Raw genomic sequence first — 13,853 nt, 5'->3', positions numbered from 1 at the left:
TTGCCGGGGTCGCAGCCGCCGCGAGGCGTGCGGAGGCTCAGGCGACGGTCCAGGTTTCGGGGCCGGTGAGCAGGGTTTGCAGCGAGTCCGGGGTGCGGGGGTTGCGGTCGGCGGCGGCGCTGTTCTGGGCGCGCACGGCGTCGTCGTAGGTGGGACGGGTGACGCTGCGGAAGATGCCGGTGACCACGTGGCCCAGATCCTGGTCGGAAAGGCGGGAGAGGGCGTAGGCGTATTCCGGGTCGTCGGTGTAGGCGTCGTGCACGACGATGTCGGCCTCGTCGACATCCGCCGTGCGGGCCACACGCAGACCGAAACCGCTTCGCACGACGGCGAATTCGCCTTCGGCGCCGAAGCGCAGCGGTTGTCCGTCGTGCAGCGGGATCAGTCGCGATTCGGCGTCGCCGCGGCGCAGGACGTCGAAGGAGCCGTCGTTGAAGATCGGGCAGTCCTGCAGGATCTCGACGAAGGACGTGCCGCGGTGTTCGGCGGCGGCGCGCAGCACCTCGGTGAGTCCGGCGCGGTCGGAGTCGATGGCGCGGGCGGCGAAGGTGGCCTCGGCTCCCAGCGCGAGCGAGAGGGTGTTGAAGGGGTGGTCGACCGAGCCCATGGGCGTGGACTTGGTGATCTTGCCCTGCTCCGAGGTCGGCGAGTACTGGCCCTTGGTCAGGCCGTAGATGCGGTTGTTGAACAGCAGGATCGTCATGTTCACGTTGCGGCGCAACGCGTGGATCAGGTGGTTGCCGCCGATGGACAGCGCGTCACCGTCGCCGGTGACCACCCAGACGGACAGGTCGGGGCGCGTCACGGCCAGGCCGGTGGCGATGGCGGGCGCGCGGCCGTGGATGGAGTGGATGCCGTAGGCCTCGAGGTAGTAAGGGAAACGGCTGGAGCAGCCGATCCCCGACACGAACATCAGGTTCTCCCTGCGCAATCCGAGCTCGGCGAGGAACCCGCGCACGGTCGCCAGGATGACGTAGTCGCCGCACCCGGGGCACCAGCGCACCTCCTGATCGGAGGTGAAGTCCTTGACCTTCTGCGGTCCGTCCGCGCCGGGCACTCCGGACACGCCGGAGAGGCCGAGATCCGTTCCGACGAGCGAGGTTTCGACGATGGTCATCAGTTGCCCCCGATCCGCTCGGCGGTGGCCGCGCGCCGTGCGTCCTGTGTCCGATAGGTGGCCCGCGCGCGGGCGGTGAACGCCTTGTCCTGTTCCATGTCCGCGATGGAGCCGTCGAGCGCGGCGTCGATGACGCCGACGAGCTCCTGCGCCGAGAAGGCGGTGCCCGCGATCTTCGTCCACGGCTGCACGTCCACCAGGTACTTGGCGCGCAGCAGCATGGCCAGCTGGCCGCCGTTCATCTCCGGCGCGACCACCGTCCGATAGCGGCGCAGCACCGCACCAAGGTTGGGCGGCAAGGGATTCAGATGCCGCAGGTGCGCCTGGGCGACCGGGACGCCGCGGCGGCGGGCGCGGCGGCAGGCCTCGCCGATCGGACCGTAGGAACTGCCCCAGCCGATCAGCAGCAGTTCGGCGCGTCCGTCGGGATCGTCGACCTCGAGCCGGGGGACGGCGATGCCGTCGATCTTGGCCTGCCGCAGCCGGACCATCAGCTCGTGATTGGCGGGATCGTAGGAGATGTTGCCGCTGCCGTCGGCCTTCTCCAGTCCGCCGATGCGGTGCGCGCGGCCCTTCGTGCCCGGTACCGCCAACGGGCGGGCCAGGGTTTCCGGATCGCGCGCGTAGGGCTGGAATCCGGTCTCGTCGTCGGCGTCCGGTTCGAAACCCGGATCGATGGGCGCCAGTTCCGCGACGTTCGGAATCGCCCACGGCTCCGAGCCATTGGCGATGGCGCCGTCGGAGAGCAGCAGCACGGGCGTGCGATAGGTGAGCGCGATCCTGGCCGCCTCCACGGCGGTGGCGAAGCAGTCGGCGGGGGAGCGCGGGGCGAGTACCGCCACCGGGGACTCGCCGTTGCGGCCGTGCAGCGCCTGCAACAGGTCCGCCTGCTCGGTCTTGGTGGGCAGACCGGTGGAGGGCCCGCCGCGCTGCACGTCGACTACCACCAGCGGCAGCTCGGTCATCACCGCCAAACCGATCGTCTCGCTCTTCAGCGCCAGACCGGGCCCGGAGGTGCTCGTGACGCCGAGCGCGCCGCCCAGCGCAGCCCCGAGCGCCGCGCCGATGCCCGCGATCTCGTCCTCGGCCTGGAAGGTGGTGACGCCGAAGTGCTTGTGCTTGCTCAGCTCGTGCAGGATGTCGGAGGCGGGCGTGATCGGATAGGTACCGAGGAAGACCGGCAGCCCCGCCAGCTGTCCCGCCGTGACCAGTCCGTAGGCCAGCGCGGTGTTGCCGGTGATCTGCCGGTAGGTGCCCGGCGCGAGGGTGGCGGGCGCGATCTCGTAGGTGGTGGCGAAGGCCTCGGTGGTCTCGCCGTAGTTCCAGCCCGCGCGGAAGGCGAGCACATTGGCCTCGGCGATGTCCGGCTTGCCGGCGAACTTCTCGCGCAGGAAGCGTTCGGTGCCGCCGATCGGCCTGCCGTACATCCAGGAGAGCAGGCCGAGCGCGAACATGTTCTTCGCGCGCTGGCCGTCCTTCTTGCCGACCTCGGCGGGTTCGGTGGCGGCGAGCGTCAGCGAGGTCATCGGCACCTCGTGCACCACGAAGTCGGTGAGCGAGCCGTCCTCGAGCGGGTCGGTGGCATAGCCGACCTTGGCCAGGGCGCGCTTGGTGAACTCGTCGGTGTTCACGATGACGGTGGCACCGCGCGGCAGGTCCTCGAGGTTCGCCTTGAGCGCCGCCGGATTCATCGCCACCAGCACGTCGGGCTGATCGCCCGCGGTGAGGATGTCGTAGTCGGCGATCTGGATCTGGAAGGACGAGACGCCGGGTAGCGTGCCCTGCGGCGCGCGGATCTCGGCGGGAAAGTTCGGCTGGGTGGCCAGGTCGTTGCCGAACGCGGCCGCTTCGTGGGTGAAGCGGTCGCCGGTCAGCTGCATTCCGTCGCCGGAGTCCCCGGCGAACCGAATGACGACCTTTTCCAGTTTGGCTGTGCCGACATCACTTTGGTGCGAAACCATATGCCTGCTTCACTTCCTCGTCGAGTGAGAGGTGCCATGGCCAACCTACTCCGCCGGAGGCGGGTATCGCCGCTGAAGCGCGCAGTCCGCCGCGATTGGTTTCCCGAGGTCGCGCGGGTCGCCGGTCAGGCGAACAGCGCCAGCTGGGTGTCGGCGGCGCTCGGCGGCTCGGCGGCTCGCACCCGCGCGGCCATACCATCGTCGTCCCTGGTCAGACCGTGTCGCTCCAGCAGCGGCGTCACGCGCTCGCGGAGCCAGGCCGCGTACTCCGGCGTGACGTAGGCGCCGCGGCCGTACAGCTGACGGTATTTGCGCAACAAGGCGGGGTGCGCCTCGCCGAGCCAGCCCAGGAACCAGCCGCGGGTGCTGCCGCGCAGATGCATCGGGAAGGCGACGGCCGAGGACGCGCCCGCCGCCGCGATCGCGCCGAACAGCTCGTCGAGATGCGCGCGACCGTCGGTGAGGTAGGGGATGACCGGCGCCACCATCACGTGCACCGCGAAGCCCGCGTCGGTCAGCGCGCGCACCATGTCGAGCCGGGCGCGCGGTGACGGCGTCCCGGATTCCAGGCCGCGGTGCAGTTCCTGGTCGAGGATGGCGATGGAGACGGCCAGGCTCACCGGCACCTCGCGGGCGGCGAGCGTCAGCAGCGGCAGGTCCCTGCGCAGCAGGGTGCCCTTGGTGAGGATGGAGAACGGGGTACCGGAATCGGTCAGCGCGCGAATGATGCCGGGCATCAACCGATATCGGCCTTCGGCGCGCTGGTACGGATCGGTGTTGGTGCCCAGCGCCACCGGATCCCGGTGCCAGGATTTGCGGCCGAGTTCCTTGCGCAGCACCGCGGCGATGTTGGTCTTCACCACGATCTGCGCGTCGAAGTCGCGGCCGGCGTCCAGGTCCAGATACTCGTGGGTGGGGCGGGCGAAGCAATAGCGGCACGCGTGCGAGCACCCGCGCATCGGGTTGATCGTCCACTGGAAGGGCAAGTTCGAAGTCGCGGGCATCTTGTTCAGCGCGCTCTTGCAGAGCACTTCGTGGAACGTGATGCCCTCGAACTCCGGTGTCTGTACGGTGCGAACGAACCCCGCCCGGCTCAGGCCGGGCAGTGCGCCGTCGTCGGCGTCCAGGGTCTGGTTCTGCCACCGCACACCCTCAGTCGAACATGTGTTCTAGGGTGTGTCAAGCGATGCGGCGGGTCTCGGTCGCGTCGAACGCGGTCGTATCCGCGAAGAACGTGACCAGATCGCGCACGGTGTCGTCGATCGGGCGCGGCCGGTAGCCGAGTTCGCGTTCGGCTTTGCCGTGGTCCACCATCGGCGCCGAGACCAGCGCGCCGAGCGCGGCCCTGGAGAGGATGTCGGTGCCGAGCATCTTGCCGATCGGCTCGAGCACCGGGATGAGCCCGCCGACCAGCTTGGGCGGGATGGTGAACTTCGGTCCCTTCTTGCCGCCGTGCGCCGCGGCCATCCGGCACAGGTCGAGCATCGAGATCATCGAGCCGCCGAGCAAGTAGTTCTCGCCGGTCCGGCCCTTCTCGCCTGCCAGGATCAGGCCGTGCGCCACATCGCGCACGTCGACCAGGTCGAAGCCGCCGCCGATCATCGCGGGCACCCGGCCCTGGGCCGCGTCGCGCAGCGTGCGGTTGATCCGGGAGAGGGGAGTGCTGTGGTCGACGGGACCGAACACGCCCGTCGGGTTGCACAGCACGGCGTCGAGGCCCTTGTCGACGACCTTGCGCAGCTCGACCTCGCCCGCCCACTTGGAGCGGTCGTAGACCGGGAGCGCCGGGTCGGTGGAGCGCACCGAGCTCTCATCGATGCGGCCGCCGCAGCTGTACTGGTTGAAGGCGTGGATGGAGCTGGCGTGCACCATCCGGCGCGCGCCGACCTCGAGCGCGGCCTCGGCCACCACCCGCACGCCCTCGGTGTTGACCTTCCAGGCCAGATCGTTCTTCTCGGCCAGGGTGATCACGGCGACCAGGTGGTACACCAGTTCCGCGCCCGCCAGCGCCTCCCGCATCGACGCGGGGTCGAGCACGTTTCCCGAGACCCAGGTGAGGTTCGGGTGCACCGTCTGCTCCGGGGCCACTCGGTCGATGGCGGTGACTTCGTGTCCCAGATCGACGAGCAGGCGGAGCAGATTCGTGCCAAGGTAGCCGGCGGCGCCGGTCACTGCGACCTTCATGGCCGTTAGAATATAGAACTTGTTCTAATTTGCAACACGTTGCAGTTTGATCCTGCTCGTTCCACTTCGCTCGCGACGGTCTCGAAAGATGCCGGTGGCGTCGGCTATATTGAGCCCAACCGCAGCGGCTTCGCCGTTCGGACGGCCCGAGCTGTCCGGGGGCACAGTCGTTTCGGGCAGGGAGACGTTCGACAACGCTATGTGCACGACACAGATGTTCACGACGAATTGGGGGGCAACTCGATGAGTGATCTCTCGGTGGAGACCGAAGCGGTCCGGGCATTCGCCACGGAGAACGCCGGGATCGCCGCACAGATTTCCTCGGCCGGTTTCGACGGGCCCGCACAGGTAGCCGCGCTCACGCCGGTCTTCGGGCTGATCGGCGCCGACTATCTGCTGAGCTTCGCGGCCGCGCAGGTGCTGCAAGCCAAAGACATCAACGACTTGTCGGCCAAGTACGCCGATCTGTCGTTCAAGGCGTTCAACGCCGCCTCGCTCTACGAGGGCACCGACACGACCAACGCCGGTGCGCTCAACGTGCAGACCGGCGAGATCGGGGGCGGAGCGTGAAGCCGCTGGATCCCTCGCCCACGGGGCTCATCGCCCCGTCCGAGCCCGCTCTCGACTCGCTCGACCACGCCGCGGCAGGCGCGAATCAGGCGGCCGCCGTGGAGATTCCCACCGATCAAGCCCTCATCGATCTGCCGCTGCCGCAGCTGCCCGAGGACATTCCGCCCATCGAGGCGCCGGAATTCGTGTTGTCGCAGAAGGTGAGCGAGGACGCGCCCGCGCACGGCGCCATGCCCGCCGGACTGCCCGGCCTCGGCGGGGCGCCCGCGCCGGAGGCCCAGGACATCCTCGGCGGCATGCCCACCGACGTGGAAAGCCTGCTCGCCGGTGCGAACACCGCGATCAGCCACGCCGCCACCCAGGTGCAGGACGCCGCGAACAACCTCGTCGGTCAGTCGGGCGGACTGCTCGGCGGCGGACTGGGCGGTGACCCGTCCGGTGCGGCGACGCCCGCCGCGGCGGCGATCCCGCAGCTGCCCACGTTGCCGCAGCTGCCTGCCGACCCGATCGGCGCGCTGATGAACGGGCTGCAGATCCCGGCGCTGCCGGGCGTCGACCTGCTGTTCAAGCCGATTCTGGATCTGCTCGGCAGCTTCGGCACCGGCGTCTTCGGCGCGCTCGACCCGACCGCGATCCTCAGCCAGTCCTCGAAGATCATCGAGACGGCGATGCAGATCGGCAAGGGCAGCCTCGCCACCGTCGAGCAGGTCTGGGAGGGACAAGCCTCGCGCCAGGCGCAGGTCGCCGGACAGGAAGCCAACCAGCAGGGGCAGGAGACCAGCCAGCGCGGCTTCGACATCTCCGAACTCACCCAGCGCGCGGCGGCTGTCGTCCAGCAGGGCAACGCCCAATTGCTCGGCATCGCAGGCTCTTTCGCCACCCAGGCGACCGCGATGGCGCCGGTCATCCTCACCCCGCCCGGCCAGGCCGCGCTGATCGCCAGCGCGACAGAGCATCTCGGGCAGGCCGTCTCGGTGGTGAACATGACCCGCGGTGATCTGGCGGGCAAGACCGCCGAGCTGAACGGCGTCGTCTCGCAACTGCTCGGGCAGAGCGGATTGCCCTCGGCTCAGGAGGTCGCGCAGGCGGCGGCCCAGAACATCGGCGAGCCGCTGCTGGCGCAGGCGCAGGAGACCGCTACCCAGGCGGCGAGCGCGAGCCCGAGCAGCGGCCTCAACACGTCGACCTCGACGATCCCGTCCTCGCTCAACACCACCGGCACCGCAGGCACACCCGGATCGCCGAGCGGTTTGCTCGGTCCGCTGGGTCGTCCGGGTGGTCCCGGCCCCGGTCCCGGCGGTCCTGGGCCGGGCTACTCCGGACTGCCGAGCACACCGGGTCTGCCCGGCTCGGCGGTACCCGCCGTTCGCCCGATCGGCATGCCGGGCGCGGCGCTGCCGACCGGTCTCGGCGCGGCGACGACGCCCGCGGGCACCGGCAGCTCGTTCATGGGCGGTGCGCCGGGCGCGGCAGGTGCGCGCCAGTCCGACGACGACGAGCACTCGCGCAATGTGCAGCCGTACCAGAGCCGCACCGGCAACGACGATCTCACCGGACCGCTCGGTGAGTCGACGCCGGATGTGATCGGTGCGACGCACACGGACGAACTGCTCAGCTCGGACTACGAGCAGGACCAGTTCTAGGGATTCGCAAGGGGTTTCGCAACGGCGCCCTTCTCCGGGTTCGGGGGAGGGCGTCGTTGTTCGTGGTGGTCGGTTTCGCGCGCAGACGGGCGTGTGGTCAAGGCGCGTCGGGAAGCCTGCGGCGGCCCGCGTGTAGTTCGTCGGCGAGGTCTTCGTAGGCGACGGCGAGTTCCGCCAAGCGTTCCCACGCGAACCACAGGTCCCAATCGGAGTTCTTCGTGAGAGCGGTGTAGGCGTGGGCCGTGCGCTCGGCGAGCCGATCGATGACGGTGCCGAGTCCCTCGGTGTGCAGGTACGCGGCGCCGCGTGCGACGGGGAGATGTGCGCGCGCCCAGCGGTCGACGGCGCGCACCAGTTCGGCGCGGCGTTCATCCATGGCGTGGACCGCGTCGCCGTCGAGCCTGCGGTGGTGCAGCAGCGTGAGTTCGCGGGCGTGGGACGCGAGCGGGTGGACGACGGACGCGTCGCCCCGGCAGGCGCGCAGGAGTTGGCGCCTCGTCGGCAGCGGCGCGGTCAACGGGACGTCCGTCGTGGCGGGCGACACCGCGACACTCCTGCGCAGGCGAGGGCGAGCGCGACGATCCTCGCTCCGGAGGGCCGGAACGTATCGCGCGGCGGGTTCACCCAGCGGCGGAACCCGGTGTCGGTAGGCGAGGGAAGCACGATCTCGCCGCCGCGCGCGACGACCGAGACGTCCAGCCGCAGCAACCGCAGGCGCAGATCCGCGTCCTCCTCGACGTCCGGTCGGCACAGGAAAGTCCATCTGCGCGAACGAACATGGTCGACGACCGGACCGAGCGCGCCACCCTGGAACAGCATCTCGTCGCGAACCCGCCGCCCCAGCGTCGCGGGCATGGTGACGCCGCCGACGAAGCCCGCCGTGACCACGATGCGCCCGGCCTCCGGTTCGATGCCCGCCGGTAGGCCACAGGTGCGCCGATAGTAAGTGCATCTGGACACCGGGGTGTCCGCGAACGCCGTGTCGTTCATGGGAGCCTCGATTCGCCGGATTACTGACGTACGCGCACCGTCCTGGACCTGGAACCCTTGCGGTGGTTAGAGTTTCAGGACTTTCTGAGTCGGACCGGGGCGCGTTCAGTGAAGCACCGGGTATTGCGCGGCGGGAACGTTCGAGGTGGCGGAACCGGCGGAATTCGCCCAGGTTCCAAGGATTCCCGTCTTTAGGTTCCAGTTTGATACCTGGCCACTAGTGAGGCTTACGAAAGGGAATCTGTCGTGACCGGATCGACCTTGCCGCGGCGCATGCTGGGCCGTCAGCTGCGCATGCTGCGCGAAAAGTCAGGCGTCAGCGCCGAGTTCGCTCGCGAGGCGATCGGCGTCGGTAAACAGACGCTCTGGAGGATGGAGACGGGCCAGCCCGTCCGTCTGAACCCGCTGTTCATAGAGCGCCTGTGCGAGGTTTACGGGGCGGGGGAGGATGTGACGAGGATGCTGCTCGGGTTGACCGAGGAGGCAGGGAGGCCCGGGTGGTGGCATGCGTATGGAGATGCGATCCCCAAGCACTTCGATTTGTTTGTGGGGTTGGAGGAGGCAGCCAAAAGGATCGTTTCGTTTCAGACGACGTTGCTGCCTGGACTGTTGCAGACTGATGCGTATCGGAGGGCACTGTTGTGGGTGGACTTTCCCACAATGAGTTCCGCTGACGTCGAGCGTCGGATCGAGATGTTCATGAGGAGGAAGGCCAAGCTCGATACCGTGGCAGCCAAGTTCGAAATCGAGGCGGTGATCGACGAATCAGCGTTGCGGCGTGCGATCGGTGGCCCCTCGGTCATGGCCGACCAATTGAACCACCTCGCGAAAGTCGGTGAGCGATCGAATGTTTCGCTGCGCGTTGTGCCGCTGAGCGCAGAGACATACTGCGGGTTGCGTGTCGGGCCGTTTGTTCTGCTCGAGTTCCCGAGGCATCCGACGGCACACCTCACGGAGCCTCCGGTCGTTTACATCCAGGGGCTGACCGGTGCGCTGTACCTTGAGAAGGTCGAGGAGGTGCTGCAATACCGGCAGACCTATGCCGACATCCAACGTTCGGCGCTGGATGAGAGTCGAAGCCTGTCCCTCATCCGAGAGATCGCGGAGGAGTACGTCGCGTGACCGTCAAGCTATCCGATGCGGCGTGGTTCAAGAGCAGCCACAGCAGCTCTGACCAGGACTGTGTCGAGGTCGCATTCCTCCCAGATGGGCTGGTAGGTGTGCGTGATTCGAAGGATCCAGTCGGCGGAGCGCTGGCCTTCTCGCGGAACGAGTGGGCGGCGTTCACCAGAGCTGTCAGGGGTGGCGAATTCCAGTAGTGATTCCCTAATCGGAACGTTCCGTGCCGGGGCGCATCCGCTTCTCGCGAGTGTTCGCGTACCGGTGGTAGTCTCAGCCGCAGTTGGCTGGGGGCGGAGAAGCCGGTCCACCCCGTGACGCCGAGGGTCCGGCGGTGAAGGTGCCGATGACGAGCAAGTCGAATGCGTGGCGGGTGGGGGTTCTCGCGCTGGGAGCCGCGTTCGTGCTGGTGGGGTGTGGGTCGTCGGTGGGCGGGGATGCGACGCCGTCCGGAAGTTCCACCGCGACCAACGCTGGGGCGGGTGTCGCGGCGGACGTCCCGACCGGGTACAAGCCATGCGATGACGTCCCGCAAAGTGTGCTGGATTCAGAAAAGCTGCGGATGAAGATCCCCGCCGACTCGGATGCGTCCGGCGGAATCAAGTGGCGAGGCTGCCAATGGGTCCAGTCTGATGGCTACAGCGCGAGCATCCAGACTACGAATATCACCGTTGATATGGTGAAGGGAAAGAATCTCCCTGGGGCGCAGGAGCTCACGGTCGGCGGCCGCCGTGCGATATCGTCCCGTCAGGTCGATGACCATCCCGATGCCGCGTGTACGTTGAATGTCGAGATGCGTGGGGGCAGCCTCGAATTCAATCTGAGCAATCCACCGTCTCGAAAGAACACCGGCCATTTGGATACGTGTAACCTCACTCGGACGCTGGCCGAGAAAGTAGTGCCTACGTTGCCTGCGGGAGCCTGAATATGCAAACCGCACCTCAACACAATCGGGGGATAGATGACTGAAAATCAAGCGCCAAGGCCGATGACGAACATGCTCACTGCGGCGCGCGAAGGTAATCTTTCGGTTGTGATGAAGCCAGAAGATTTCATCTACATCGATCGTGATTGCGAGTTCTTCAAACTCGCGATCCAGCAGATACAGGGCATCATGGACGCGGTATCCCGTCAACCGCACTGGGGTCTGGGTGAGGGCAACGACAAAATGGTTTCCGGCGGGACGGTTGTCGGTCGCTTCAAGACGAAGGCGAATGGTGCCGAGGACGGCAACTCCGTCTGGAAAATCATGGAGCAGCATTACCAGATCGTGGAGGACATCCAGGAGGTGCACCGTCTGGTGCGCGAGCGGATGATGCAGGCGGACAGCAACTTCGCCGCGGAGTTCAACCGATTGAACGAGACCTTGCCGGAGCGTCCTCCGGAGGGTCAAGTGCTCGGCCCGTTCATCCTGCCGGACGGGTCGACCAAATGACCGGCTACGAGAGCCCACGCATCCCCATCGGTGGTGAACATCCGTACGGCTGGAAGCATCCCGACATCAACGACGCCTTCAGCCCGCTGGACGTGACCAATGCGGTCAACCAAGCCCAGCAGTACTGGCAAGTGCGCAATCTGTGGGATCAGGGTCTGCGGACTTTCGAACGCTCGATTCGAACCTCGTTGGAGCAAGCTTGGTCTGGCCCGGCCGCCGATAAGGCGATGGAACAGATCCAGGACTACACGCGGAAAGCGGACGAGCTCACTCCCATCCTCGCGGAGCTGTACACCCGCGTGCGCGACGCCGCCGACGCCATCGTCAACACCAAGAAGGCCCTGCCCGACCCGGTCGTTGTCACCTGGACATCTTGGCTGTGGCCACCGAACCGGTGGGAACTCCAGCGCGAACAGTCGAGCGAAGAACAGGCTGCGCAAGTGGCTATGGAGACGCACTACGTCAAGCCGTTCGCCGACATCGACGGCAAGATTCCCGTGCTGCCCACCCCCGTGAGTCCCACCTCCTCACTGGATATTCCGCCCCCGCCACCCGGCGGATACAACGGCGGCCCCGGACCCGGACCGGGCGGACCCGGCCCTGGACCAGGTTCCGGCGTACCGGGCGACACCGACGGCGACGGTGTTCCCGACACCCCCGTCGAGGAGCCGACGGACGAGGAAACTCCCGAGGACACGACCACCGACGACACCTCGACGAACCCGACCAGCACGACAACCACCCCCACCACCCAGACCCCGACATCGACCACCCCGGCCGGGCTCAACCCGACCGACCCGAACCGCACGGTACCGAGCGGCCTCCCCTCCGGCCCCGGTTCGCCCGGCGGTCCGGGCCCTGGCACCCCGGGCGTCCCCGGCACACCCCCTGGCATGGGCCGCAGCATTCAGGGAGTGCCGACGACACCGGGTACCCAAGGCCCGGTGGGCGGCCTGGCCGCGGCCAGCAACGCCAATTCACGTGGCATGGCCGGTATGCCGGGCATGGGCGCGCCCGGTGCGCGCGGCGGCGGCAAGGACGACGAGGAGCACAAGCTGCCGGAATACCTTGTCACGCAGGAGAACACCGACGAATTGCTCGGCGAGATCCCGAAGACGATCCCCGGCGGCGTCATCGGTGGCGACCTCGACTGACGCCGGTGGGTGCGTCCGCGCGCTGAGCCCGAGTACTCGGCGCGGACCGTGTTCTACTTGCCGGGCTCACGAGCCGGCTTGGCATGGCAGCAGGCGTGCGGGTCGCCGCGGGCCGAAATGTGATATGAGGGTTGTGGATGTCTGAATGGTCCTGGGAGACAGACGATTTCGCGGCACTGTGGCTGGGTGACGCGCACGATCGGATCCCGAGCCCGCTGCGCCATCTCAGCCGTTTCGCCTACCGCGACGAGTTCGCCGCGCACCGCGAGGCGGTGCGGCGGCGGTACTCCGGCGATGAACTCGACGAGATCCGCGCCGCCATGCACACGCTGGGCGCGTCCGAACTTCGCATCGAAATCCTCGGCGGGAGTAGCAAACACCGCGCCAGCACCGGTCGCGACGACCTGCGCGAGTACCGGATCATCGGCGCTCGCGCCGGGCATCGTGCCGTCACGTTGAGCCAGTACGGCACCGACAGCGAGCACGGCCCGATCCGCCTGCGCGCCTTCGACGCCGACCAGCTGCCCGCCCGCCTGACGCAGTCGATCCCCGGCTGCGCGCCGGGAGCCGAGAAGCCCGCCACTTTCCACCCGGACGAACTGAGCCCCCGCCGCGACGGCTACCTCCAAGACAACGCCCGCAACACCCCGCGCGAGCGCTACCAACGCCTCCTCGGCCGCCCCTCCGACGGCGGCGGCTCGGCCGTCCTGCTGACCGGACCCCTGCACACCCACACCAAACCCCGCAATGTCGTGCAGTGGCACGACATCTCCGGCGACGGCCGCTACACCGAACTCCGCGGCCAGCACATCACCGTCCGCCCCACTACCCCCGCCGACTTGACCACCCAGTTCGCCACCTGGATCACCCGCGCCCTCGACCACCTCCGCCCCGACGACCTCTGACCACAATCCATGAGCCGAAGTCGACCGACTGAATCCGACCTTCAGTTGGTCGGACGCTGTGGAGGTGACACCCAGTCGGGCTTGGGATCCCGCGCGCGGGTGATAGCGCGGGCGAGTTCGGTTATCGGCCCAACCCCTCCAGTACCGAGGTCAGGAGCGTGTGGGCGCTGTCGACGACGGCGTCGAGGGGTTGGCGGTAGTCGTCCAGTACCCACTGTTGGGCGATGGTGAGTACGGCGCCGACGAGTCCGGTGGCGATGGTGCGCAGAAGTGGTGGGGGCACGGAATCGATGTCGATCATCGGGGTGGTCAGTTCGAGGAAGGTGTCGACGAAAGATCCTGTGACCCTGCGGTAGTCGGCGTCCACGGCGGGGCTGATGCCGAGTATTTCGAAGAACGCGATGCGCGCGATTCGAGGGTCTTCGGCGATGCCGCGGAAGAAGCCGGTCAGCGAGCTGTGCACGGCGGCGCTGACGGTGCCGGGAGAGGTCGAGGTTCCGTCGATGATGTATCCGCGCAACCGATCGGTGGCCACCGCGTACGCGGCGAGCAGCAAAGACTCACTGCCGTCGAAGGATTCGTAGAAGTAGCGTTTGCCGACGCCAGCCCGCGCGCAGACGGCGTCGATGGTGGTGTTGCGATAGCCGCGGGTGCCGAATTCCTCGACCGCCGCGTCGACGAGTCTGGCGCGCCGCTGCTGTTGACGCTGTTCGGGCCCGGCGCCCCGGTATTTGCGGCCGGGGGCGCCGAGCTCGGAAACGGTCACGCCACCATG

Annotated in this window: 15 protein-coding genes; 8 read left to right on the top strand and 7 right to left on the bottom strand. The window is 67.8% G+C overall.

Annotated features, from left to right (window positions below; all coding sequences use genetic code 11):
• Positions 1-37: 37 nt before the first annotated feature.
• From CRP45_RS29755 to CRP45_RS29740, 4 genes are all read right to left on the bottom strand, one after another.
• Positions 38-1,117 carry a 2-oxoacid:ferredoxin oxidoreductase subunit beta gene (locus CRP45_RS29755; RefSeq protein WP_097247993.1) on the bottom strand — a complete coding sequence of 360 codons (1,080 nt, stop codon included), beginning with the start codon at positions 1,115-1,117 and terminating at the stop codon, positions 38-40.
• On the bottom strand, positions 1,117-3,078 hold the full coding sequence (locus tag CRP45_RS29750; RefSeq protein WP_097247992.1) for a 2-oxoacid:acceptor oxidoreductase subunit alpha: 1,962 nt from the start codon (positions 3,076-3,078) through the stop codon (positions 1,117-1,119). Before CRP45_RS29750 ends, CRP45_RS29755 begins: the two co-directional genes overlap by 1 nt.
• A gap of 125 nt (positions 3,079-3,203) precedes the next feature.
• Positions 3,204-4,226, bottom strand: coding sequence for an Rv2578c family radical SAM protein (locus CRP45_RS29745; protein WP_097247991.1), 1,023 nt, complete (start codon positions 4,224-4,226; stop codon positions 3,204-3,206).
• Positions 4,227-4,257: 31 nt separating this feature from the next.
• A complete protein-coding gene (locus CRP45_RS29740) occupies positions 4,258-5,262 on the bottom strand; it encodes an NAD-dependent epimerase/dehydratase family protein (RefSeq protein WP_067779990.1) in 1,005 nt (334 codons plus the stop codon).
• Positions 5,263-5,301: 39 nt separating this feature from the next.
• Between CRP45_RS29740 and CRP45_RS35155 the strand changes: the two genes are divergently transcribed.
• Both CRP45_RS35155 and CRP45_RS29730 read left to right on the top strand, forming a co-directional pair.
• Positions 5,302-5,832 carry an ESX-1 secretion-associated protein gene (locus tag CRP45_RS35155; protein WP_308209539.1) on the top strand — a complete coding sequence of 177 codons (531 nt, stop codon included), beginning with the start codon at positions 5,302-5,304 and terminating at the stop codon, positions 5,830-5,832.
• Positions 5,829-7,475: a hypothetical protein gene (locus CRP45_RS29730; RefSeq protein WP_097247990.1), complete on the top strand. Its 1,647-nt coding sequence runs from the start codon at positions 5,829-5,831 to the stop codon at positions 7,473-7,475. Before CRP45_RS35155 ends, CRP45_RS29730 begins: the two co-directional genes overlap by 4 nt.
• A 97-nt stretch (positions 7,476-7,572) precedes the next feature.
• Here the strand turns inward: CRP45_RS29730 and CRP45_RS29725 are convergent, their stop codons facing one another.
• Positions 7,573-8,019: a DUF4254 domain-containing protein gene (locus tag CRP45_RS29725; RefSeq protein ID WP_245910577.1), complete on the bottom strand. Its 447-nt coding sequence runs from the start codon at positions 8,017-8,019 to the stop codon at positions 7,573-7,575.
• Positions 7,989-8,465 carry a DNA-directed RNA polymerase subunit beta gene (locus CRP45_RS29720; RefSeq protein ID WP_067779996.1) on the bottom strand — a complete coding sequence of 159 codons (477 nt, stop codon included), beginning with the start codon at positions 8,463-8,465 and terminating at the stop codon, positions 7,989-7,991. Before CRP45_RS29720 ends, CRP45_RS29725 begins: the two co-directional genes overlap by 31 nt.
• A gap of 246 nt (positions 8,466-8,711) precedes the next feature.
• Between CRP45_RS29720 and CRP45_RS29715 the strand changes: the two genes are divergently transcribed.
• The 6 genes from CRP45_RS29715 (at position 8,712) to CRP45_RS29690 (ending at position 13,078) form a co-directional block, all read left to right on the top strand.
• On the top strand, positions 8,712-9,587 hold the full coding sequence (locus CRP45_RS29715) for a helix-turn-helix domain-containing protein (protein WP_245910575.1): 876 nt from the start codon (positions 8,712-8,714) through the stop codon (positions 9,585-9,587).
• Positions 9,584-9,784, top strand: a complete 201-nt coding sequence (locus CRP45_RS29710) for a DUF397 domain-containing protein (RefSeq protein WP_097247988.1) — start codon at positions 9,584-9,586, stop codon at positions 9,782-9,784. The genes CRP45_RS29715 and CRP45_RS29710 overlap by 4 nt, the downstream gene beginning before the upstream one ends.
• Before the next feature lie 146 nt (positions 9,785-9,930).
• Positions 9,931-10,509, top strand: coding sequence for a DUF3558 domain-containing protein (locus tag CRP45_RS29705; RefSeq protein ID WP_097247987.1), 579 nt, complete (start codon positions 9,931-9,933; stop codon positions 10,507-10,509).
• Between the two features lie 36 nt (positions 10,510-10,545).
• Positions 10,546-11,019: a hypothetical protein gene (locus CRP45_RS29700; RefSeq protein ID WP_097247986.1), complete on the top strand. Its 474-nt coding sequence runs from the start codon at positions 10,546-10,548 to the stop codon at positions 11,017-11,019.
• Positions 11,016-12,173, top strand: a complete 1,158-nt coding sequence (locus CRP45_RS29695) for a hypothetical protein (protein WP_097247985.1) — start codon at positions 11,016-11,018, stop codon at positions 12,171-12,173. The genes CRP45_RS29700 and CRP45_RS29695 overlap by 4 nt, the downstream gene beginning before the upstream one ends.
• Positions 12,174-12,310: 137 nt before the next feature.
• Entirely contained in the window at positions 12,311-13,078 is a 768-nt protein-coding gene (locus tag CRP45_RS29690; protein WP_097247984.1) for an ESX secretion-associated protein EspG, read from the top strand.
• A gap of 121 nt (positions 13,079-13,199) precedes the next feature.
• Here the strand turns inward: CRP45_RS29690 and CRP45_RS29685 are convergent, their stop codons facing one another.
• The gene (locus CRP45_RS29685) at positions 13,200-13,844 is read right to left on the bottom strand and encodes a TetR/AcrR family transcriptional regulator (RefSeq protein ID WP_097247983.1); all 645 of its coding nucleotides are present in this window, start codon (positions 13,842-13,844) and stop codon (positions 13,200-13,202) included.
• Positions 13,845-13,853: the final 9 nt, after the last annotated feature.

It is taken from the genome of Nocardia amikacinitolerans (genome assembly GCF_900215415.1).
In the GTDB taxonomy this organism is placed as follows: domain Bacteria; phylum Actinomycetota; class Actinomycetes; order Mycobacteriales; family Mycobacteriaceae; genus Nocardia; species Nocardia amikacinitolerans.
The sequence above is the reverse complement of the archived record's forward strand: the minus strand, read 5'-3'. Positions and strand labels throughout refer to the sequence as shown.